General features: G+C 74.6%; 20 protein-coding genes and 1 tRNA gene. 6 read left to right on the top strand and 15 right to left on the bottom strand.

Translation table 11 applies throughout. From position 1 onward, the window contains the following. Positions 1–251 precede the first annotated feature (251 nt). From AC0OLQ_RS19795 to AC0OLQ_RS19805, 3 genes are all read right to left on the bottom strand, one after another. Positions 252–722 carry a MarR family transcriptional regulator gene (locus AC0OLQ_RS19795; protein WP_484527453.1) on the bottom strand — a complete coding sequence of 157 codons (471 nt, stop codon included), beginning with the start codon at positions 720–722 and terminating at the stop codon, positions 252–254. A gap of 47 nt (positions 723–769) precedes the next feature. After that, on the bottom strand, positions 770–1,957 hold the full coding sequence (locus AC0OLQ_RS19800) for a PP2C family protein-serine/threonine phosphatase (RefSeq protein WP_484527454.1): 1,188 nt from the start codon (positions 1,955–1,957) through the stop codon (positions 770–772). Positions 1,958–2,081: 124 nt separating this feature from the next. Beyond that, the gene (locus tag AC0OLQ_RS19805) at positions 2,082–2,828 is read right to left on the bottom strand and encodes an SAM-dependent methyltransferase (protein ID WP_484527455.1); all 747 of its coding nucleotides are present in this window, start codon (positions 2,826–2,828) and stop codon (positions 2,082–2,084) included. Between the two features lie 128 nt (positions 2,829–2,956). Between AC0OLQ_RS19805 and AC0OLQ_RS19810 the strand changes: the two genes are divergently transcribed. From AC0OLQ_RS19810 to AC0OLQ_RS19820, 3 genes are all read left to right on the top strand, one after another. Beyond that, positions 2,957–3,838: a universal stress protein gene (locus AC0OLQ_RS19810; protein ID WP_484527456.1), complete on the top strand. Its 882-nt coding sequence runs from the start codon at positions 2,957–2,959 to the stop codon at positions 3,836–3,838. Between the two features lie 64 nt (positions 3,839–3,902). Further along, on the top strand, positions 3,903–4,112 hold the full coding sequence (locus AC0OLQ_RS19815) for a phosphatidylethanolamine-binding protein (protein ID WP_355642202.1): 210 nt from the start codon (positions 3,903–3,905) through the stop codon (positions 4,110–4,112). Further along, positions 4,109–4,579 carry a hypothetical protein gene (locus AC0OLQ_RS19820; RefSeq protein WP_484527457.1) on the top strand — a complete coding sequence of 157 codons (471 nt, stop codon included), beginning with the start codon at positions 4,109–4,111 and terminating at the stop codon, positions 4,577–4,579. The genes AC0OLQ_RS19815 and AC0OLQ_RS19820 overlap by 4 nt, the downstream gene beginning before the upstream one ends. Here the strand turns inward: AC0OLQ_RS19820 and AC0OLQ_RS19825 are convergent, their stop codons facing one another. Further along, complete coding sequence (locus AC0OLQ_RS19825; RefSeq protein WP_357343464.1) at positions 4,580–4,792, bottom strand: hypothetical protein; 213 nt, start codon at positions 4,790–4,792, stop codon at positions 4,580–4,582. Positions 4,793–4,918: 126 nt separating this feature from the next. Between AC0OLQ_RS19825 and AC0OLQ_RS19830 the strand changes: the two genes are divergently transcribed. After that, positions 4,919–5,572 carry an HhH-GDP family DNA glycosylase gene (locus AC0OLQ_RS19830; RefSeq protein WP_357343466.1) on the top strand — a complete coding sequence of 218 codons (654 nt, stop codon included), beginning with the start codon at positions 4,919–4,921 and terminating at the stop codon, positions 5,570–5,572. Between the two features lie 17 nt (positions 5,573–5,589). Here AC0OLQ_RS19830 and AC0OLQ_RS19835 read toward each other — a convergent pair whose 3' ends face one another. From AC0OLQ_RS19835 to AC0OLQ_RS19880, 10 genes are all read right to left on the bottom strand, one after another. Then, a complete protein-coding gene (locus AC0OLQ_RS19835; protein ID WP_484527458.1) occupies positions 5,590–5,775 on the bottom strand; it encodes a hypothetical protein in 186 nt (61 codons plus the stop codon). Between the two features lie 67 nt (positions 5,776–5,842). Next, positions 5,843–7,120 (bottom strand): hemolysin family protein, encoded by a 1,278-nt coding sequence (locus AC0OLQ_RS19840; RefSeq protein ID WP_357343468.1) that lies wholly within the window; start codon positions 7,118–7,120, stop codon positions 5,843–5,845. After that, a complete protein-coding gene (locus AC0OLQ_RS19845) occupies positions 7,120–7,317 on the bottom strand; it encodes a hypothetical protein (protein WP_357343470.1) in 198 nt (65 codons plus the stop codon). Before AC0OLQ_RS19845 ends, AC0OLQ_RS19840 begins: the two co-directional genes overlap by 1 nt. 56 nt (positions 7,318–7,373) lie before the next feature. Further along, complete coding sequence (gene selB, locus AC0OLQ_RS19850; protein WP_484527459.1) at positions 7,374–9,137, bottom strand: selenocysteine-specific translation elongation factor; 1,764 nt, start codon at positions 9,135–9,137, stop codon at positions 7,374–7,376. A 2-nt stretch (positions 9,138–9,139) separates the two neighbouring features. Next, positions 9,140–10,432 carry an L-seryl-tRNA(Sec) selenium transferase gene (gene selA, locus AC0OLQ_RS19855; protein WP_484527460.1) on the bottom strand — a complete coding sequence of 431 codons (1,293 nt, stop codon included), beginning with the start codon at positions 10,430–10,432 and terminating at the stop codon, positions 9,140–9,142. 22 nt (positions 10,433–10,454) lie between these two features. Continuing rightward, a tRNA-Sec gene (locus AC0OLQ_RS19860) sits at positions 10,455–10,550 on the bottom strand. Positions 10,551–10,682: 132 nt separating this feature from the next. Further along, on the bottom strand, positions 10,683–11,918 hold the full coding sequence (gene nrfD / locus AC0OLQ_RS19865) for an NrfD/PsrC family molybdoenzyme membrane anchor subunit (protein WP_484527461.1): 1,236 nt from the start codon (positions 11,916–11,918) through the stop codon (positions 10,683–10,685). Beyond that, positions 11,915–12,958 carry a 4Fe-4S dicluster domain-containing protein gene (locus AC0OLQ_RS19870; RefSeq protein WP_484527462.1) on the bottom strand — a complete coding sequence of 348 codons (1,044 nt, stop codon included), beginning with the start codon at positions 12,956–12,958 and terminating at the stop codon, positions 11,915–11,917. Before AC0OLQ_RS19870 ends, nrfD begins: the two co-directional genes overlap by 4 nt. After that, positions 12,951–16,274: a formate dehydrogenase gene (gene fdh / locus AC0OLQ_RS19875; protein ID WP_484527463.1), complete on the bottom strand. Its 3,324-nt coding sequence runs from the start codon at positions 16,272–16,274 to the stop codon at positions 12,951–12,953. The genes AC0OLQ_RS19870 and fdh overlap by 8 nt, the downstream gene beginning before the upstream one ends. Positions 16,275–16,806: 532 nt before the next feature. Continuing rightward, a complete protein-coding gene (locus AC0OLQ_RS19880; protein ID WP_484527464.1) occupies positions 16,807–17,394 on the bottom strand; it encodes a hypothetical protein in 588 nt (195 codons plus the stop codon). Between the two features lie 691 nt (positions 17,395–18,085). Between AC0OLQ_RS19880 and AC0OLQ_RS19885 the strand changes: the two genes are divergently transcribed. Then, complete coding sequence (locus tag AC0OLQ_RS19885; protein ID WP_484527465.1) at positions 18,086–18,412, top strand: hypothetical protein; 327 nt, start codon at positions 18,086–18,088, stop codon at positions 18,410–18,412. Next, positions 18,409–19,062 carry a nucleotidyl transferase AbiEii/AbiGii toxin family protein gene (locus AC0OLQ_RS19890; RefSeq protein ID WP_484527466.1) on the top strand — a complete coding sequence of 218 codons (654 nt, stop codon included), beginning with the start codon at positions 18,409–18,411 and terminating at the stop codon, positions 19,060–19,062. Before AC0OLQ_RS19885 ends, AC0OLQ_RS19890 begins: the two co-directional genes overlap by 4 nt. A gap of 18 nt (positions 19,063–19,080) precedes the next feature. Here the strand turns inward: AC0OLQ_RS19890 and AC0OLQ_RS19895 are convergent, their stop codons facing one another. Beyond that, the gene (locus AC0OLQ_RS19895) at positions 19,081–19,983 is read right to left on the bottom strand and encodes an SDR family oxidoreductase (RefSeq protein ID WP_484527467.1); all 903 of its coding nucleotides are present in this window, start codon (positions 19,981–19,983) and stop codon (positions 19,081–19,083) included. Between the last annotated feature and the right edge of the window lie 113 nt (positions 19,984–20,096).

Consider the following 20,096-nt stretch of genomic DNA (forward strand, 5'->3'; position numbering starts at 1 on the left):
TGCCGGCCGGTCAGACGCCGGCGCCCTTCTGCGATCCCGGGCTGGGACCTCCCCCTTGCGGCCCAGGATGCGTCGATCATGGGCCGGCCAGTTGCGCTGCCACTATATCGGGCTGCCTCGACCGGCTCCGGCCCCCGCGCTGTCCGGGTGCGGAGCTCCGCTTTGTGTGCGGCGCCGCACAACCCGTAGGGCATCCTAGGACACTAGTTGAGTGACCTGTCGCAGGTGTGCCCTGGACGGAGGTCAGGAGGTCAGGCGGTGCGGGCGGTGGAGTCGGAGCCAGCCTGCGGGGCGTTCATCGACGCGGCCTGGCCGAACGCCACCAGCGCCAGCAGGAGTTCGTGCTGCACCCGGTTGGGCATCCGGTCCAGCACCGCCTGGACCGCGCGGTGCCGCCGCTCCGTCAGCTCGCGCAGCAGGGTCTCCGCCGCGGCGGTGGGGACCAGGCGCACCTCGCGCCGGTCGCGGGGGTCGGCCACCCGGCGCAGCAGGCCGACCGCCTCCAGCCGGTCACAGAGCCGGCTCGCCGACGAGGGCACCACGTCGAGCAGCTCGGCCAACCGGTTCACGTTGGTGCCGGGATGCGCCATGATCAGCGACAGCACCCGCAACTGCGTCGGCGAGACGCTGACGTTGTGCCGGGAGCTGGCGGAGTCGAGCACACCGACGAGCGCCTCGGCCGCCGCATCGATGGCCGCGGCAAGATTCGGAGGTCGCTCCACCCGCTGTCCCCTGCGATCGTCCCGCTCGTGTTCGCTCCGCCGGTCCGTCACCGCCCGCCGAGGTCGTCCGGAGGGCTGGAACCGCGCCAGTCCAGGCAGACGACGACCGCGTCGTCGCGGAGATCCGCGTCGGCATGGTACGCGTGCAGTTCGCGCATCACCGTACCAACTGCCTCGGTCGCCGGTTGCAACCGAGTGGACCGCATCGCGCGCGCCATGGCCCGCTCCCCGTACGGCTCCTGCCCGGCCGGCTCCGCCGCGTACACCCCGTCGCTGACGACGAAGAGCCGGTCCCCCGGCTCCACGGTGAACTCCTGCACGTCGTAGCGGGTCTCGGCGAACATGCCCAGCGGCAGTTGCTGCTCCAGCGCGATCGGGGTGACCGTCCCGCCGCGCAGCCGCAACACGTGCGGCGAGCCCGCGTCGACGGCCCGCACCACGCCCCGCCGGTTGTCCAGCTCCAGCAGCAACGTGGCCACGTGCCGGCTCCCCCGGTGCTGGTAGAAGATGGTGTCCGAGGCCAGCTCGGCCTGCTCCACCAGGCTCCCGCCGGAGCGCCGCGCGTTGCGCATGGCGTTGACGGTCACCGCGGTGAGCAGCGAGGCGGCCAGGCCGTTGCCGGTGCCGTTGAGCACCGTGACGGTGAGCCGGTCGCCGTCGACCGACCAGTCGAAGTGGTCGCCGCCCACCGTGTAGGCCGGTTCGAGCTGCCCGGCCAGCACGAAGTCGCCGTGCGTGACGCTGCGCCCGGGCAGCAGGTCCCACTGCATCTCGGCGGCCATGCTGAGCCGTTCCCGGCGGCGCGCCCGCCGGTAGCGGTCGGTCTCCCGGTCCGCCGCCCGCAGCGCCACCGCCAGGTCGTCCGCGACGTCCCGGACCACCGCCACGGTCGCCGCGTCCGGGGCGGTCGGCAGCTCGACCATCAGCACGCCGAGCCGCTCCCCCCACGCCGACAGCGGCAGGTAGGCCCGGCACCGGCCGTCCTCGCCGGTGTCCAGCACCGGCTGCTGGCTGCTGAAGCAGCGCTGCGCAACGCCCTGGCAGGCGAGGAAGCCGCCCTCGGGCAGGTCCGGGTCCAGCACCGGCCAGAGCCCGGTGAACCGGTAGTCGGCGACGAACACCTCGGTCCGCGACGCACCGAGCACCCGGCGGACCGCCGCGTCGGCGGCCTCCGCCAACTGGTCGGGGGGCGCGGCGCGCAGGGCACGCGACACCGCTCCGGACGCGTCCGGCATGCTGAGATCCTCCGATGGCGATTATTGCTGTAGAGCAAGAATCATACGGAGGCCGCCGACCGCGGTCCGCCCCGGCTCCGGCCTGCGCCGCGACGGCGTCGATCCCGGGTGGACGGTCCCGCGCTCAGTCGGCCGGCTTGGTGGCCAGCGCGCCGTAGAAGGCGTCCGGCACCGGCTCCGGGGTGCCGGCCGGCCGCCACCGCGCCACCGGCACGATGCCGTCCGCCGTCGGCTGCCACCGACCCAGCAGCGGCGCGAACCGGGCGGGCGCGCGCATCCGGAACGCCGGCCCCATCATGGCCAGCGCCTCCGGGTACGCGGCGAGTTCCTCGCTGTCGAAGTCGATGGCCAGAAAGCTGCCCGGCGCGACCGCCTCGTACAGCTCGTCGAGGGTGCGCACCAGCGTCTCGTCGTCCAGGAACGCGGCCAGACCGAGGAAGACCACCCCGACCGGCCTCCTCCCCCACCCCGGGACGAACCGGTGCAGCTGGGCGGGGTCGACCGTGCCGATGTCGGCGGCGTCGCCGTAGCCGTAGCCGGCCCGGTCGCTGTCGGCGAGCAGGCGCTGGCCCAGCCGGACCGTCACCGGATCGACGTCGGTGTAGAGCACGGTCGCGTCCGGGGCCACCTCGTGCACGTTGCCCCGGGTGGGCACGCCCGCCCCGAAGACCAGGAAGCCGTCCACCCCGGCGTCGGCGATCGACCGGACCGCCCGGCCGAGGAAGTCGCGCAGCGCGCGGAAGATCTCCGCGCAGGGCCCGTACGCGCCCTCGAAGGCGGCGGCCGCGGCCACGTCGACCGGGTAGTGGTGCTCGCCGCCGAGCCAGTGATCGATCATGCGGGCGGTGCTCGGCTGGTCGGGCTCGGCCATCGACGAGGCTCCCTCTCTCACGCGATGGTCGCCAGCGTACCCAGGGGTCGGCTCACGCGGTATCGCCCCGGCGACCGCCCGCCGGCCGGGATACTGGCCGCGGGCGGCCGACGGCGAGGAGGTACGGCGTGAACTCGGCGAACGGCGCGGCCGTGGTGGTCGGGGTGGACGGCTCCGAGCCGTCGCTGAAGGCCGTGCGCCTGGCCGCGCAGGAGGCGGCCCGACGACACCGCCCGCTGCGGGTGGTGCACGGGTTCATCTGGCCGCTGCTGCGCGTACCCGTGTCGGCGCCGGCGCAGGGGCCGCCCGGTGGCGGCCTGCGGCACCAGGCCGAGGAACTGGTCAGCGCGGCGGTCGCGGAGGCGGAGGCGGCCGCGCCCGGGCTGCGGGTCTCCGGCGAGATCATCGACGGGGAGGCCGCGGCGGTGCTGCTCGGCGAGTCACCCACCGCCGCCGCGATCGTGCTGGGCGACCGCGGCCTCGGCGGCTTCGCCGCCCTGGTGGTCGGCTCGGTGGCGATCCAGGTCGCCTCGTACGCCGACTGTCCGGTCCTGGTCGCCCGCGGCACGCCGCGCCCGAGCGGCCCGGTGGTGGTCGGGGTGGACGGCTCCACCCTGTCCCGCGCCGCGGTGGAGTTCGCCGCCGAGGAGGCCGCCCTCCGCGGCGCCCGGCTGCACACCGTGCACGCCTACACCCACCCGGCCTCCAGCGGCCCCGGCGACATCCAACCCCTGGTGTACGAGGAGGGCCAGTTGCGCGGCGAGGAGTACCGGGTGCTGGACGACTCGCTCAGCGGCCTGACCGAGCGCCGGCCGGAGGTGCCCGTCACCCGGGCGGTGGTGCACGCCCGGCCGGTCGCCGCGCTCGTCGAGGCGTCCCGCGAGGCCCAACTGCTGGTCGTCGGCCGGCGCGGCCGGGGCGAGCTGACCGGCCTGCTGCTCGGCTCGGTGAGCCAGGGGGTTCTGCACCGCGCCGACTGCCCGGTGGCCGTGGTCCGCGCTCCCGGCTGAACGGTTGGCCCCGCCCGCGGCGGGTAGTCGGTACGGTCAGCCACAGCGACCGGAGGAGGCAGCGATGCCAGGACCACGGCCGGGCAGCAACGCGTACGACAAGGAACGCGCGCGGCTGCGGGATCTGATCGAACAGTCCGGGCGGGCCGCCGACAAGGAGGCGAACCAGGTCGCGAACCGGATCCTCCAGGACGACCGCGGCCAGCGGGGCGTGGTGCGGGGCGAACGGACCTTCGGGCCCAAGGGCGAGCGCGAACCGGGCGACCCGAAGTGAGGGCAGCACCCGTGGTCGACGGCGCCATCGCTGGCGCCGTCGGCAGCGCCGCGTTGAACGTCGTCACCTACCTGGACATGACGCTGCGGGGACGCCCGGCGAGCAGCACCCCGGAACAGACCGCCGGAAGGTTCGCCGACGCGGCGCACGTGGACCTCGGGCCCGGGGAGAAGGCGGCGAACCGCCGCTCCGGTCTCGGTGCGGTGATCGGTTACGGCACGGGCGTCGCGGCCGGTGCGCTGTTCGGGCTGCTGGCCGCCCGTCGTCGGGTGCCGCTGCCGCTGGCCGTGGGGCTGCTCGGCGGCGGCGTGATGGCCACGTCGGACGGCTCGATCGCCGCGCTCGGCATCAGCGACCCGCGGACCTGGCGCAAGGCCGACTGGCTGTCCGACGTGGTGCCGCACCTGGCGTACGGAGCGGCGGCCGCAGCCACCTGGCGGAGGCTGCGGCCGTCGCGGCGTTGCTGATCAGCCCCGCTGATCGCTCTCGTCCTCGGCCACCGGTTCGCCGGCCGGCCCGTACGGCGACACCTGCCCCTTCGGAACCGGCCGGCCCGTATCCGCGTTGGACGTTCCCTTGTTCAGCGGATGCCCGCTCGCCCCGATCGCGACCTTCCGGCTGTCCTGGCTGGTCGCGCCCTTGTCGTTGCGGCGCAGTTCCTCCTGCTGCGGCTTGACCACAGGTCTCTCCTTCCCCGGGAGCACACGGCGTGGGCCGCGCACCTGGCCCGGGTACCCGCCGCCGCCGGGCGCATTCCGGCTCCGCCGGGGGCGTCTGGGCCGGCCCGGGGCGGGTACCCACAGCGGATGCCAGACGATCGGAACGTGGCGCGGGCGCTGCTGGACCGGCAGTCCCGCACCTACGCGGAGGAGGCGGGCATCAGCCTCGCCGACCGGCCCGGGCCGCTCTACCAGTTGCTGGTGCTCACCACCCTGCTGAGCACCCGGATCCGGGCCTGCGTGGCCGTGGCCGCGGCGCGAGAGCTCTTCGCGGCCGGCTACCGCACCCCTCAGGCCATGGACGCGGCGAGCTGGCAGGACAAGGTCGACGCGCTCGGCCGGGGCCACTACCGGCGCTACGACGAGCGGACCGCCACCATGCTCGGCACCGCAGCCCGGCTCTGCCTGGACCGGTGGCACGGGGACCTGCGCCGGATGCACAAGGAGGCCGACGGCGACCGGAGTGCGTTGCGCCGGCTGCTCACCGAGTTCCCCGGCATCGGCCCGACCGGGGCCGACATCTTCCTGCGCGAGGCGCAGGCGGTCTGGCCGGACCTGCGCCCGTACGCCGACCGGCGGACCCTGGCCGGGGCGCGCCGGCTGGGCCTGCCGGCGAACCCCGGGGGCCTGGCCGGGCTGGTCGGTGAGGCCGACTTCGGGCGGCTGGCGTCGGCGTTGGTGCGGGTGGCGCTCGGCGAGGAGCCGGCTGGCGAGATCAGCCGCACCGCGACGGCGCGCTGAGCCGGCCGCCCCGGGCCTTACTTGGCCGGGCCGGGCTTGGTCAGGTTCCAGGCGAGCGCCGAGGCGAGCAGGGCCAGCAGCACCACGCCGCCGGAGATGCCCTCGCCCTCCCCGCCGTTGCTGCGATGCCCGGTGGCGCCGAAGTAGATCACGGCCAGCCCGGCGAGCACGGTGATGAACGTCCGCAGTCCTCGGTCCTTCACGTTCCGGACGCTACGGCCATCCGGCGCCCCGAAAGCCCGTTTCGCACGCTTGTCCCCCGGTCGGGTGTCACTCCTCCCGGCAGCCGACGGCGGGCCCGCGCAGGCGTACCCGGCGGATCACCCGGCCGGCCACCTCGACCACCTCGACGGTGAGCCCGGGCAGCCGGATGAGCTCCCCCGGACCGGTGGGCAGCCGGCCCAGCCCGGCCAGGACCAGTCCGGCGACGGTGGTGTACTCCCGGGTCAGTGGGAAGGTCAGCTGCACGCCGGCCTCGGGCAGGTCGTGCAGTGGGAAGTCGCCGGGGAGCAGCAGCGCCCCGTCCGGTTCGCGGACCGCCTGGTGCACGTCCCGGTCGGTCTCGTCGTACAGCTCGCCGACCACCTCCTCGAGCAGGTCCTCCATGGTGACCAGGCCGTCGACCCCGCCGAACTCGTCGATGACCAGCGCCATCTGCTCGTGGCGCTGGCGCAGCTGCCGCATCGCGTCGGCGACCGGCAGCGTGCCGGGCAGCAGGACCGGCGGCCGGGCACGCTGCCCCACACCGGCGCCGTCCGCGTCGACCAGGTCGCGGATGTGCACCACCCCGCGCACGTCGTCCAACCCGCCGGGGCCGGTCACCGGTGCACGCGACCGGCCGGTGCCGGCCAGCCGGCGCATCGCGTCCGCGGCCGACAGCTCCACCGGCAGCACCGTCACCTCGCGCCGCGGCACCAGGACCTCCCGCAGGGTACGGCCGGCGATGTCGAAGGCCCCGGACAGGATCTCCCGCTGCTGCGCCGAGAGGCCGCGCTGGCTGACCAGCATCTCGCGCAGCTCCTCCTCGGTCACCTCCTGCCGGTTGGCCCGAGGATCGCCGCCGGCCAGCCGGACCAGCACGTCGGTGGCCCGGCTGAGCAGCCACACCGCCGGGCGGGACACCCGTGCGAGCAGGTCCAGCGGCGCGGCGCTGAGCAGCGCCCAGCGCTCCGCCGACTGCATGGCCAGCCGCTTCGGGGCCAGCTCGCCGACGACCAGCGTCACGAAGGTCAGCACCACCGTCACCAGCACCACGGCCACCGGACGGGCGGCCTCGCCGAGGAAGCCCAGCGGGCCGACCAGCGGCCCGGCCAGCGACACCGCGGCGGCCGCCGAGGCGAGGAACCCGGCCAGGGTGATGCCGAGCTGGATGGTGGCCAGGTAGCGGTTCGGCTCCCGGGCCAGCCGGGTCAACCGCGCCCCGCTGCGCCCCGAGCGGCCCAGCCGCCGCAGCTGCCCCTCGCGCAGCGTCACGATGGCCATCTCGGCGCCCGACAGCGCCGCGTTGACCAGCACCAGGACCAGCACCAGGACGAGCTGGCCGGCCATCAGTCGGTCTCCAGGTCGTCCAGCGAGATCGCGTGCGTCATCAGCCACCGGGCCAGCGCGGCCATCCCGAACAGCCACAACGGCGCCGACTCGGTGGTGCCGTTCGTGGCGAAGACGGCGAACCGCAGGTCCGGTGCCCGGTACGCCTCGATGCGCCACCGGTGGTTCCTGTCCCGCCAGACCGCCGAAGGGTCCATGGCGTCACCGTAGGTGACCGGATGCGGCCCCCGGTGCCGCTTGGCTCACCCGATGGTCAGCCGGGCGGCCGGACCACCTCGCGGGCGTCGTCGGGCAGTCGCCGGGTCGCGCCGCGCCGGTCGAGCAGTTCCAGCAGCGGCACCGCGACCCGGCGGGTGGTGTCCAGCGCCTGCCGGGCGGCGCTGAGCGTGAACGGCTGCGGCAGCCCGGCGAGCACCCGCACCGCGTCGTCCAGGGCGCCGGGCAGCAGCACCACGTTGTCGGCGACCTTGAGCAGGGCTCCGGCGCGCACGGCGGCGCCGATCTCCCGGGGGCCGAGGCCGAGGTCGGCGAGGCGGTGGGCCTCGGGGGCCTGGAACGGGCGGTCGCCGTACTCGGCGCGCACCCGGGCCACCGCCCGGGCCACCGGTTCGGGCAGCGCGTCGCCCGGCGCGGCGGTGACCCGGCCGGCGCGCAGCCGCAGCGGTGGGCGCAGCAGCGCCTCCACCAGCGCCCGGTCGGGGAGTTCGAGGCGCTGCCGCAGCACGTCGACCGGCACGCCGGCCGCCAGCGGGTGCTCGCGGGCGTACCGGGTGACCTCCTCGGCGAGCCGGCGGCCCAGGTCCCGCCAGTGGTCGGGGTCGGCCAGCCAGTCCCCGGCGACCGGCGCGGCGGTGGCCGGCACGCCCATCCGGGTCAGCTCACCGGCCCGGACCAGCCGCCGCCGGCGCAGCTCGCCGGCCAGATCGGGCCGGCCGTCCAGCCCGGCCAGCACGGCGGCCCGGGCGGCGGCCGCGCCCCGGCGGCGCAGCGGTGGCGGGTCCACGTCCAGCACGGTCACCCCGCCGGCGACGTGGTGCCGGCCGGGGTCGCGCAGCAGCGCCCGGTCGCCGATCAGCAGCGGCAGGGGGCGGGCCAACCGGAGCCGGACGGTGTCCGGGCCGAGCGGGCGGACCCGGGCGGGCACCGCGGCCGAACCGATGTGCAGGGTGAGGCCGGCCGGCAGGTCGGCCGCCGGATCACCGGCGAGCCGCACGTCGAGCAGGTCGGTGCGGCGGAACCGGCCGGGGCTGAGTAGGGCGTCGCCGCGGGCGACCCGGTCCCGGGGCACCCCGCGCAGGTTCACCGCCACCCGGGCCACCGCGTCGACCTCGACGTGGGCGGTGTTCAGCGCGTGCAGGCCGCGAACTCGGACCGGTTCCCCGGTGGCGGCGAGTTCGAGCTGGTCGCCGACGCGCAGCCGGCCGCCGCCGAGGGTGCCGGTGACCACCGTGCCGCTGCCGCGGATGGTGAACGAGCGGTCCACCCAGAGCCGGACCGGGGCGTCGTGGGCCGGGTCGGGCAGCCGCGCGACCAGCCGGTCCAGCGCGGCCCGCAGCTCGGGCAGGCCGCTGCCGGTGACCGCGCTGACCGGAACCGCCTCCACCGCACCGAGCGAGGTGGCGGCGATCTCCGCCCGGGCCCGGGCCAGGGCCGGCCCCGGGTCGGCCAGGTCCGCGCGGGTGACCGCGAGCAGCCCGTACGACACCCCCAGCGCGTCCAGGGCGGCCAGGTGCTCCGCGGACTGCGGCATCCAGCCCTCGTCGGCGCCGACCACGATCAGCGCGGCCGGCACCGGCCCGACGCCGGCGAGCATGTTCGGCACAAACCGCTCGTGCCCGGGCACGTCGACGAAGGCGATGGTGCCGCCGGCGGGCAGTGCGGTCCAGGCGAAGCCGAGGTCGATGGTCATGCCACGGCGACGTTCCTCCGCCCACCGGTCCGGTTCCATCCCGGTCAGCGCCCGAACCAGGGTGGACTTGCCGTGGTCGACGTGCCCGGCGGTGGCCACGACCCACACGGTCAGGCCCCCACCCGCAGGATGGCCGCCCGCACGTCCGGATCCGCGTCGGCGGGCACGCAGCGCAGGTCGAGCAGGAGCCGGCCGTGCAGCACCCGGCCGAGGATCGGCGGCGCGCCGATACGCAGTGGCTCGGCGTAGCGCTCGGGCAGGCTCAGCGCCCACGAGTCGAGTTCCACCCCGGGGGCGCCGCCGCCGCCGACCACCGCCCCGCTGGGCACCACCTCGGCCTTGCAGCCGTCCTCGCCGAGCCGGTCGCGGAGCCGTTCGGTGCGGGCGCGCAGCGCTCCCGGCTCGGCGTGCAGGGCCTCCCGGGTGGGCGTGGTCGGCGCCTGCAGGGTGGCGGCGAGCGCCGCCAGGGTCAGCTTGTCCACCCGCAGCGCACGGGCGAGGGGGTGCCGGCGCAGCCGCTCGACCAGGTCGGCGTCGCCGAGCAGCAGGCCGGCCTGCGGCCCGCCGAGCAGCTTGTCGCCGCTGGCGGTGACCAGGTGGGCGCCGGCGCGCAGCGTGCCGGCGGCGTCCGGCTCGTCGGGCAGCAGCGGGTCGGGGGCGAGAAGCCCGGAGCCGATGTCGGCGACCACCGGCACGCCGAGGGTGGCCAGCTCGCCGACCGGCACGGCCGAGGTGAAGCCGGTGACCCGGAAGTTCGACGGGTGCACCTTGAGCACGAACCCGGTGCGTGGACCGACCGCGGCGGCGTAGTCGGCGAGCCCGGTGCGGTTGGTGGTGCCCACCTCGCGCAGCCGGGCGCCGGTGCTCTCCAGCAGGTCCGGCAGCCGGAACCCGTCGCCGATCTCGACGAGTTCGCCGCGGCTGACCACGATCTCCCGGCCCGCGGCGAGGGCGGTGGCGGCAAGCACCAGGGCGGCCGCGCCGTTGTTGACCACGTGCACCGCCGGCGCGTCGGGCACGGCGGCGGCGAGCGCGTCGAGCGCCTCCCGGCCGCGCCGGGCCCGCCGCCCGGTGCGCAGGTCCAGCTCCACGTCGGTGTGCCCGGCGGCGGACACCAGGGCGTCGACGGCGGCGGCCGACAGCGGGGCGCGGCCCAGGTTGGTGTGCAGGACGACGCCGGTGGCGTTGAGCACCGCCCGCGGGATCGGCGCGGGCAGGTCGGCCAGCGCGGCGTCGCGTACCTGCTCGGGGGTGAGCTCGCCGGCGCGGGCCCGCTGCTGCGCCCGGACGATCGCGGCCTTGACCCGGTCGCGGCCGAGCGTGCCGGCCGCGGCGGCCAGGGCCGGGTCGGCGAGCAGCGCGTCGGTCCGCGGCACCCGCCGCCGCGGGTCGACGTCACGCATCGGGTCTCCCAAGAGAAAAGCTTGGCGGAGACGGACGGGAATCGAACCCGCCTGGCCCGGGTCCCGGACCACACCGGTTTTGAAGACCGGGAGGGGCACCAGCCGCCTGAACGCCTCCACCGAGCACTTAACCACATGGGATCTCCGGCCGCCCGCGGAGGACCGGACGCACAACCGGATCAGGGCCCGGGGGTCTGGAAGTCGGGCCGTGGCTCGCCAGGAGCGGTGGGCAGGCGGTCGCCTGTCCTGCCTATCCCCCGTTCGGGCCGGCGCCCGGCCCGCTGACGTCTGGTTCCTGGCTCTCCCGTTGCCGCGCCCGTTCCCGCTGCGGCACCACGGTGTACTTCGGGTCCCTCGCCGAGGCGACCCCGCCGTGGAAGATGCCGAACCGGGTGCAGACGGAGGCGGCGAGCAGCGCGCCGCCGGAAAGCGCGGAGAGCGCCCGGCTGCGGCGCCCGACCAGCGCGCCGACCACCCCGGCGGCGGTGAGCGCGCGCCCGGCGCGCAGCAGCTTCCCTGCGGTGCCGACCGTGTAGGGCTCGCTGAGCAGACCCATCCGGGTCTCCACCCGGTGCGAGCCCCACAGCTCCAGCGCCGCGCCGGCGACCGCGAGGCGCCGCGCCGGCCCGGCCTCGCCGGTGGGCGCGGCCAGCAGCCCGACGCCGGCCCCGCTGGCCAGCGCGCTGCCCGCGAAGATGGTCGGCAGTTCCGGGTACGCCTCGTGCCAGGACGGCACGGCCGTGTCGGCGAGCAGAACCCCGGTGTACGTGGCCAGCGCGGGCGCGGCGACCGCGGCGACCAGCCCGGCGGCGTTCCCGGCCGGCGGCAGCAGCTTCCGGCCGAGCCCGAGCAGCCCACGCTCGGGCAGCCGGGGCGCGGCCTCGGCGACCGCGGCCACCCCGGCGGCCGGCCCGAAGGCGGCGAGGATCCAGGTGCCCACCGACATCGGCGAGGTCAGCTTCGCGACCCGGAGCATGTGGTGGAACCGGCTGGGCCTGCCCAGGTCGTGAATGAGGAAGAAGGTGCTGGCGGTGACCGCGGCGAGCGAGGTGACCCGGCCGGCGCGGCGCAGCGCGGGCCGGCCGGTGAGCTGCCCGCCCGCGGCGAGCAGCGACGACCCGGCGGCGAGTCCGCCGGTGAACAGGTAGGCGGCGATGTCCCACTTCCACACCGGCGCCTTGAGGATCGGCCGGCCGTAGTAGGAGGTGAACTCGGCCGGTGGCACGTTGAGCTGCTCACCGCCGCCCCGGCCGCCGCGGCGGCGGGGTCGTTCGGCCGGCTCGACGTCCCGGGGCGGCTGCGGGGCGAGGCCCGCCTGCCGGGCCCCGGCGTCGGTGCGGGCCACGCCCGCGCCCGGAGCGGGGCTCACCTTCGGACCGTGGCCGATGTGCCCGCCGGGGCCGCCGAGGCGGTGCGGGCCCTCGACGGCGAGCCGGTCCCGGAAACGGCGGAACAGGGCGCCCACCGGGGGGCGGTCCGGACTCACGATGAACCTCCGACGAACGCGGCGACGGCCGCCGCCGCCATGGCCAGGGCGGCCAGCCCGGCCCGCTTCCACATCTTCGGCAGGTCCCGGGTGGTGACCACCGGGTCCGGCGGCAGGCCGTAGACCTCCGGCTCGTCGAGGAGCAGGAAGAAGGCGCCGTCCCCGCCGACGCCGTCGGTCGGGTCGTCGCCGTAGAGGCGGGCCTCCGGCACACCGCGCTCGTGCAGCTGCGCCACCCGCTGGGCGGCGCGTTCCCGCAGCTCGTCCAGGGGCCCGAACTGGATCGACTCGGTCGGGCAGGCCTGCGCGCAGGCCGGCGTCTTCCCGGCGCCCAGCCGGTCGTAGCAGAGCGTGCACTTCCAGGCCCGGCCGTCGCCCTTGCGCTGGTCGATCACCCCGTACGGGCAGGCGGAGATGCAGTAGCCGCAGCCGTTGCAGATGTCCTCCTGCACCACGACGGTGCCGAACTCGGTGCGGAAGAGCGAACCGGTCGGGCAGACGTCCAGGCAGGCCGCGTGGGTGCAGTGCTTGCACACGTCCGACATCATCAGCCAGCGGAAGTCGGCGCGCGTCTCGACGCCGGTGGACCGGCCGGGCGGCTGTGCGCCGGGCATGCCGAGGAACTCCGGGCCGGCCGCCATCCGCGCCGCCGGCTCCGGCCGGCCCGGCGGCAGCCCCGGATCGGTGCCGGTGTCGGTGGCCGTGCCGGCGGCGGTCGCCGCGCTCGCCGCGCTGCTCGGCGGGCCGGTCGGGTTGTCCGCGAAGGGCGGGGTGCGGTGCCCGGCCGGGCGGGGCTGCTCGATGAACGCGACGTGCCGCCAGGAGTTGGCGGTCAGCGCGCCGGTGTTGTCGTACGACATGCCGAGCAGGTCGAAGCCCGAGTCCGGGACCTCGTTCCACTCCTTGCAGGCGACCTCGCAGGCCTTGCAGCCGATGCAGACGCTGGTGTCGGTGAAGAAGCCCAACCGCGGGCCGGCCTCGACCCAGCCCGCGTCCGGGGCCGGGTCCAGCGGACCGTAGAGGCTGTTGACGTCAGGCATCCCCGCCCCTGTCCCGTGCCGCGCCGGCGGATCCGTCGTCGGTGCTGCCGGCGGCGTCGTCCCCGCCGGCCGCGTCGGTGGTGACCAGGGGCACCCGCCGGTCCGGCGTCATCCCGGCCCGTCGCTGGTAGTCGGCGACCAGGTCGAGCAGGGCCGGCCCGGTGGGCCGCCGGCCCGGCCGCACGTCGCAGGTGCCGACCTTGCTCTCCTGGATGAGCACGTTCGGGTCGAGGGTGATGCCGAACAGGTCGTTGGCCGAGTCGCCGGTGACCAGGCCCTCGCCGCCGAAGTGGTACGGCAGCCAGACCTGGTGGATCACCCGGCCCTCGACCCGCAGCGGGGTGAGCCGGTCGGTGACCAGCACCCGCGCCTCGATCACCGCGCGGCCGCTGACCAGGTGCGCCCAGCCGAGGTGCGCCAGCCCCACCTCGGCGGCCAGCTCCGGGGACACCTCGACGAACATCGCCGGTTGCAGCTCGGCCAGGCGCGGCACGGTCCGGCTCATCCCGCCGGCGGTGTGGTGCTCGGTGAGCCGGCTGACCGTGAACACGTACGGGAAGACCTGGCTGTGCGCCTCCGGCGGGCTCGGGTTCATCCGGTTCACCGGGTGCTCGTAGACCTTGCGGGTCGGGTTGGCCTGCTGCCCGTAGAGCGGGTTGCGCACCGGCGACTCGGCCGGCTCGTAGTGCGTCGGCAGCGGCCCGTCGAGCACCCCGGTGGGCGCGTACAGCCAAGCCTTGCCGTCGCCCTGCATGACGAACGGGTCGTCCCCGGCGAGGGCCTCCGGCCCGGAGGCGCCCTCCGGCGCTCGATAGCTCGGCGGCTTGGTCTTCTCGAAGTCCGGCACGTCGTAGCCGGTCCACTCGCCCTTGTCCGGATCCCACCAGACGTACTTCTTGCGCTCGCTCCACGGCCGGCCCTCCGGGTCGGCGGAGGCGCGGTTGTAGAGGATGCGCCGGTTCGCCGGCCAGGCCCAGCCCCACTCGGCGGCCACCCAGTCCTGCTCGTGGCGGGACTTGCGGCGGGCCGCCTGGTTGACGCCATCGGCGTAGACACCGGTGTAGATCCAGCAGCCGACCGCGGTGGAGCCGTCGTCCTTGGCCTCCGGGAAGCCGCCCAGGGGCCGGCCGGTGGCCACGTCGTAGCCGTTGATCTCCTTGAGCACCGCCTCGGCGCTCGGCTCGGCCTGCGGGCCGTGCGTCGGGTAGTCCCAGGCCAGGTCGAGCAGCGCCCGGTCGCGGGGCTTGGTGGAGCCGGCCAGCTTCTCGCGCAGCACCCGACCGAGGTGGTAGAAGAACCACAGCTCGGAGCGGCAGTCGCCCGGCGGGTCGACGGCCTTCTCCCGCCACTGGAGCAGCCGCTGGGTCTGCGTGAAGGTGCCCTCCTTCTCCACGTGCGACGCCGCGGGCAGGAAGAACACCTCGGTGCGGCACTCCTCCGGCACGATCTCGCCGGTGGCGACCTCCGGGCTGTTCCGCCAGAACGTCGCGCTCTCGATCATGAACAGGTCGCGGACGACCAGCCAGTCGAGGTTGGCCATGCCGAGCCGCTGGGCCCGGCCGTGCGCCGAGCCGACCGCCGGGTTCTGGCCGAGCAGGAAGTAGCCCTTCACCTTGCCGTCGATCATGTTCAGCACCTGCTGGTAGGTGCCGTGGTCGCCGGTCATCCGGGGCAGGTAGCCGTAGCAGAAGTCGTTCTCCGGCGTCGCCGCGTCCCCCCAGTACGCCTTGAGCAGGCTCGCCGCGAAGGCCCGGGAGTTGCCCCAGAAGCCCTTCTGGCCGGGGTGCCGGATGCTGTCCACCCACTCGCCGAACGTCGGGTGGTTGGCGTGGTGCGGCATCGGCAGGTAGCCGGGCAGCAGGTTGAACAGGGTCGGGATGTCGGTGGAGCCCTGAATGCTCGCGTGCCCGCGCAGCGCCAGGACGCCGCCGCCCGGCCGGCCCATGTTGCCCAGCAGGGTCTGGATGATGGCGCCGGTGCGGATGTACTGCACGCCGACGCTGTGCTGGGTCCAGCCCACCGAGTAGACCAGCGCGCCGGTCCGCTCCCGGCCCGAGTTCTCTGTCCAGGCGCGGGCCAGTTCCAGGAACTTCTCCTCCGGGATGCCGCAGACCCGGGCCACCATCTCCGGGGTGTAGCGGGAGAAGTGCCGCTTGAGGATCTGGTAGACGCAGCGCGGATGCTGCAACGTCTCGTCCCGCAGGGTCTGCCCCGGCACCGGCGGGCCGTGCGACTCCTGCTCGAGCCCGGCCGCGCTCTCCCGCTCCTTGCCGGTGCCCCGGTTGCGGGCGTGCTCCTCGTGCCCCTCGTACTGCCAGCTGGTCTCGTCGTACGAGCCGGTCTCCGGCCGGTAGCCGGAGAAGAGCCCGTCGAGGTCCTCGGTGTCGGCGAACTGCTCGCTGACGATGTTCGCCGCGTTGGTGTACGCCAGCACGTACTCCCGGAAGTCCAGCTCGTTGTCCAGGATGTACCGCACCACGCCGCCGAGCAGCGCGATGTCGGTGCCCGCCCGGATCGGCAGGTACGTGTCGGCGAGCGCGCTGGTCCGGGTGAACCGGGGATCCACGTGGAAGACCTTGGCGCCGCGCTTCCTGGCCTCCATCACCCACTGGAAGCCCACCGGGTGGGCCTCGGCCATGTTGGAGCCCTGGATGACGATGACGTCAGCGTTGACCAGGTCCTGCTGGAAGTCCGTCGCGCCGCCGCGACCGAAGCTGGTCCCCAGACCGGGGACGGTGGAGGAGTGTCAAATGCGGGCCTGGTTCTCGATCTGGAGTGCCCCCATCGCCGTGAACAGCTTCTTGATGAGGTAGTTCTCCTCGTTGTCCAGCGTCGCCCCGCCCAGGCTGGAGATGCCCAGCGTCCGGTTGAGCGGGCGGCCCTGGTCGTCGACGTCCTCCCAGGTCTCGTCGCGGGCGGCGAGGATCCGGTCGGCGATCATGTCGAGCGCGACGTCGAGGTCCAGGTCCTCCCACTCCGTGGCGTACGGCCGGCGGTAGCGGACCTTGGTCTGCCGCAACGGGCTGGTCACCAGGTTCTTGCTGGCCGAGCCCTTCGGGCAGAGCCGGCCGCGGGAGATCGGGCTGTCGGGGTCGCCCTCGATCTGGGTGACCTGCCCGTCCTTCACGTACACCCGCTGCCCGCAGCCCACCGCGCAGTAGGGGCAGACCGACCGGGCCATGCTGTCGGCCGTCTCGGTGCGCGCGGTCAGCGCCGCCGAGCGGGCCGACTGCGCCGCGGCGCCCCGGCCGAGCGGGTCGGTGCCGGTGAGCTGCCGGTAGACCGGCCAACCCTGAATGAAGGTCTTCAGACCCATCCCGGCACACCCCCTCCCCGGCTCGCGGGTAGCTGACCTTCTGAACATTAGGCCAGCCGCCGTGCGCCCGCGACCCGAGCCGGAAAACAGCGGCGCCCCGGCCGGATGGCCAGGGCGCCGCTGGGCGTCGGTGTGCAGGTCGCCTCTCGGCGAGTGGCGCGACGCGGCTCCAGCCGAACGGTATTCCGCGAAGGCAATTTAGGTGAGGCCCGGGGACACTGGGCACACCGACGCTCTGCACAACGGTACTGGGTCGGATGTTCTTCCGTGCCGTCTCGGTGACTGCGGTCACGGGTCCGTTCTTGCGGCTCGGGAGTGGTTGCGGGCTCGTTCTTGCGGCTCGGGAGTGGTTGCGGTTGGGGCTGGGGGCGAGGGTGACCGGCTCCGGGCGGTCAGGCTTGATCCCTGCGCCGGTCACCCTCGCCCCCAGCCCGTCGTGGTCCTTCGCCGCGCGTCCGTTGCGGTCTTTCCCCGGGTACGCCGCTGACCGGCACCCGGTTCGCGGGTGCCGGCCAGCGTTCGTTTGCTTGTGTCAGCTGTTCCAGTACTGGGCCACGATGTCGGCGGCCTGCCGCTCCCACTGCGCGTACGCATCCGGGTAGGCCGAGACCTGCACGGTCTGCGCGGCCTCGGTCAGCGGCATGTCCTGCCAGCCGTCGACCTGCTTCAAACCCTTCAGGAACGCGAGCGTCGAGTACTCAGGGTCGGTGATCTGCTCCGGCGAACCCCAACCGCTCGACGGGCGCTGCTGGAACAGGCCCAGCGAGTCATGGTCATTCTTGTCGCCGAGGTGGCCCAGGTTCTCCAGCTTCGACTCCTGCAGGCTCGTGGCGATCGAGATGACCGCAGCGCGCTCCGGGAGACCGGCCTTCTTCGTCGCGGCGATGATCGCCTTGGCGTTGGCGATCTGCTCATCGTTCAGAGCGATCTTCGACTGGGCGCCCTGCACACCATGCGGGATCAGCTTGCCCACGTCCGGCTTGTCGGCCTGCACCACCGCCGCCTCCGACAGCCCCGTCACCGGCGCCGCCTCATGATGATTCAGCGGACCCGCAGCCAGGCCACCGGCAAACGCCAGACCAGCAATACCCAGCACACTCTTACGCAGCGTCGTGTTCATGAGAAGTAGCTCCATTCGGGGGTTGGCGCACACACGCCGACGGGGGTCGGCTGGGGTGGCGTGCGCAAGCACCGTCGGGCGCTCCAAGAAGTCATCGGGGGGATCATCGGCACGCGGGGCCGGGGAGCCTCTTCGTCGCGCCGGGACCATGTACAACGACCGGCCGCCCACCATCATTCCGGGCTCGGCACACCCACCTCGTGGGGCGGGCTGGCCACCCCGCCGGGCGGGGCGTCTTCCTCGGCCGTTCACCCCGATACAACGACCCGCACCCGCCCGCCATTCCGCCGCCAGAGTGCCGCCGACCACCCCGGAAACGGACACCCCGCCCAGGCCGGCCCCGCAGCACCCACCACTTCACCCCCGGGTAGCCCCACCTACCGCGACGGCGCGGCCGTCGGTGGAACACCATGGAGGTCACCGGGCCCCGGAGACACACATGGCGTTCCACCCACCTACGAGGGACGGGCCGGAACCGGACATAGGTCCCACACCCGCCGGCCGGTCGCCGACCCGTCAGCAGGGCGATCCCGGGCCAATCCGCCCGGCGGCGGGGGCCGACCCGGACGAGCGCGTGCCACGCTCGGGATGGGGTAGTCGGCGGGTCACCTGGGCCGCCAGCTCGCCGTTCTGGCGGTGGGTGCGAGGTCAGGGCGATGGGAAAACGCGGGACAGGGGTTACCCTGACAGCATGTCGGCCGCCAGCACCGCGTACCTCGCCCGGCCCGGGCGACCCGCCGTGGTGGCGCGCACCCTCGCCGAGCTCGCCGGGCCCACCCGCGGCATCGTCGAGCTGCCGGTGCGCCTGATGTGGAGCAGCGAGCGGGCCTTCGACCTGGCCGACCCCGACGACCTGCTCTGGATGTACGAGAACGTGCTGCGCGAGACCACCCGCGTCGAGGATCTGCGCGAGCTGATCGACGCCGGGACGCTGCGCCGGGTGTGGCCGCTGTTGAACCTGCCCCGGGGCGTACGCCTGGCGTGGGAGAGCCGGCACCGGGGCCTGCGCACCGCGTGACCCACCTGCACGACTTCTACCGGGAGGTGGCCCGGGTGGCCCTCGCGGCCGCCGGACCGCACCGGTTCGTGCTCGGCGGCGGGGTGGCCTGGGCGGCGCACGGCCTGGTCACCCGCCCCACCGAGGACGTGGACCTCTTCGCCGACGTGGAGGGCGCGGCCGCCGCGGCGGCGGCCGGGGTGCGGACCGCCCTGGAGCGGGCCGGCTACCAGGTGGCCGACGCCGACCCGGACAGCGAGCTGGGTGAGCTCTTCGACGGCTACGACCGGGACCTGCGGGACTTCGTGGTGAGCCGGGACGGCCGGCAGATCCGCCTCAGCCTGGCCCGGCTCGACCGGTACCGCAGCCCTGTGGTGATGGACCTGGGCCCGGTCATGGACGTCCGGGATCTCATCGCCAACAAGACGGCCGCGCTGGTCAACCGCCGCGAGGTCCGCGACTACATCGACGTCTCAGCCGCGCTGGACCGGTACGCGGTGACGGAGCTGCTGGAACTGGCCCGGCAGGTGGACCCGGCGCTGGACGTCGAGGACGTCCGGGCGGCGGGCCGCTACCTGGACCGGGTGCCGGACCGCCGGTTCGCCCGCTACGGCCTGGACCCCGGCCAGATCGGCGAGGTGCGCCGCCGGATGGCCGCCTGGCCCCGCTGACCACCGGCGGCCGGCGGATCACCTGGTGAGCTTGCCCCCGGTCACGCCGAGGATCTCCCCCGTCACGTAGCTCGACTCCTGGGAGGCGAAGAAGACGTACGCGGGCGCCAGTTCGGCGGGCTGGGCGGGTCGGCCCATCGGGGTGTCGGTGCCGAACTGCTTCACCTTCTCCTCGGGCATGGTGGCCGGGATCAGCGGGGTCCAGACCGGGCCGGGCGCCACGGCGTTGACCCGGATGCCCCGGTCGGCCAGGTTCAGCGCGAGCGCCTTGGTGAAGTTGGCGATGGCCGCCTTCGTGGTGGCGTAGTCGAGCAGCTGCGGCGAGGGGTTGAACGCCTGGATCGACGAGCTGTTGATGATCGCCGAGCCCTCGGGCAGGTGCGGCACGGCCAGCTTGCAGAGCCAGAACATGGCGTACACGTTGGTCTTGAAGACCCGGTCGAACTGCTCGGTGGTGATGTCGAGGATGCCGTTGTCCTGCGACATCTGGAAGGCCGCGTTGTTGACCAGGATGTCGATACCGCCGAGGTCGGACAGCGTCCGCTCGACCAGGTTGCGGCAGTTCGCCTCCTCCCGCACGTCGCAGCGCACGGCGACGCCCTTGCGATCGGCCTGCTCGATCAGGCTCACGGTCTCGCGGGCATCGGCCTCCTCGTCGTCGCCGAGGTAGGAGATCAGCACGTCGGCGCCCTCCCGGGCGTACGCGATGGCGACCGCCCGGCCGATCCCGGAGTCACCGCCGGTGATCAGCGCCCGCTTGCCGGAGAGCCGGTCGCTGCCCCGGTACGACTCCTCGCCGTGGTCCGGCTTCGGGCCCATCTGCTGTTCGCTGCCGGGCGCCGGCTGCTGCTGGGCGGGTTGGCCCTGCTGCTGGCCGTACTGGCGGGTGGGGTCCTGCTGGGTGTACTGGTCCTCGCTCACCGGTTGCTCCCTCGCGCCGTCGTTCCTCCCCCGCCCTTCCCGCCGGACCGGGGGCGAAACAGCCGGTCACGTGCCCGCGCCGTCACACCGCGGTAGCCGGCGGCGCTGGTGGT

The organism is Micromonospora sp. Utrum1 (genome assembly GCF_057197805.1).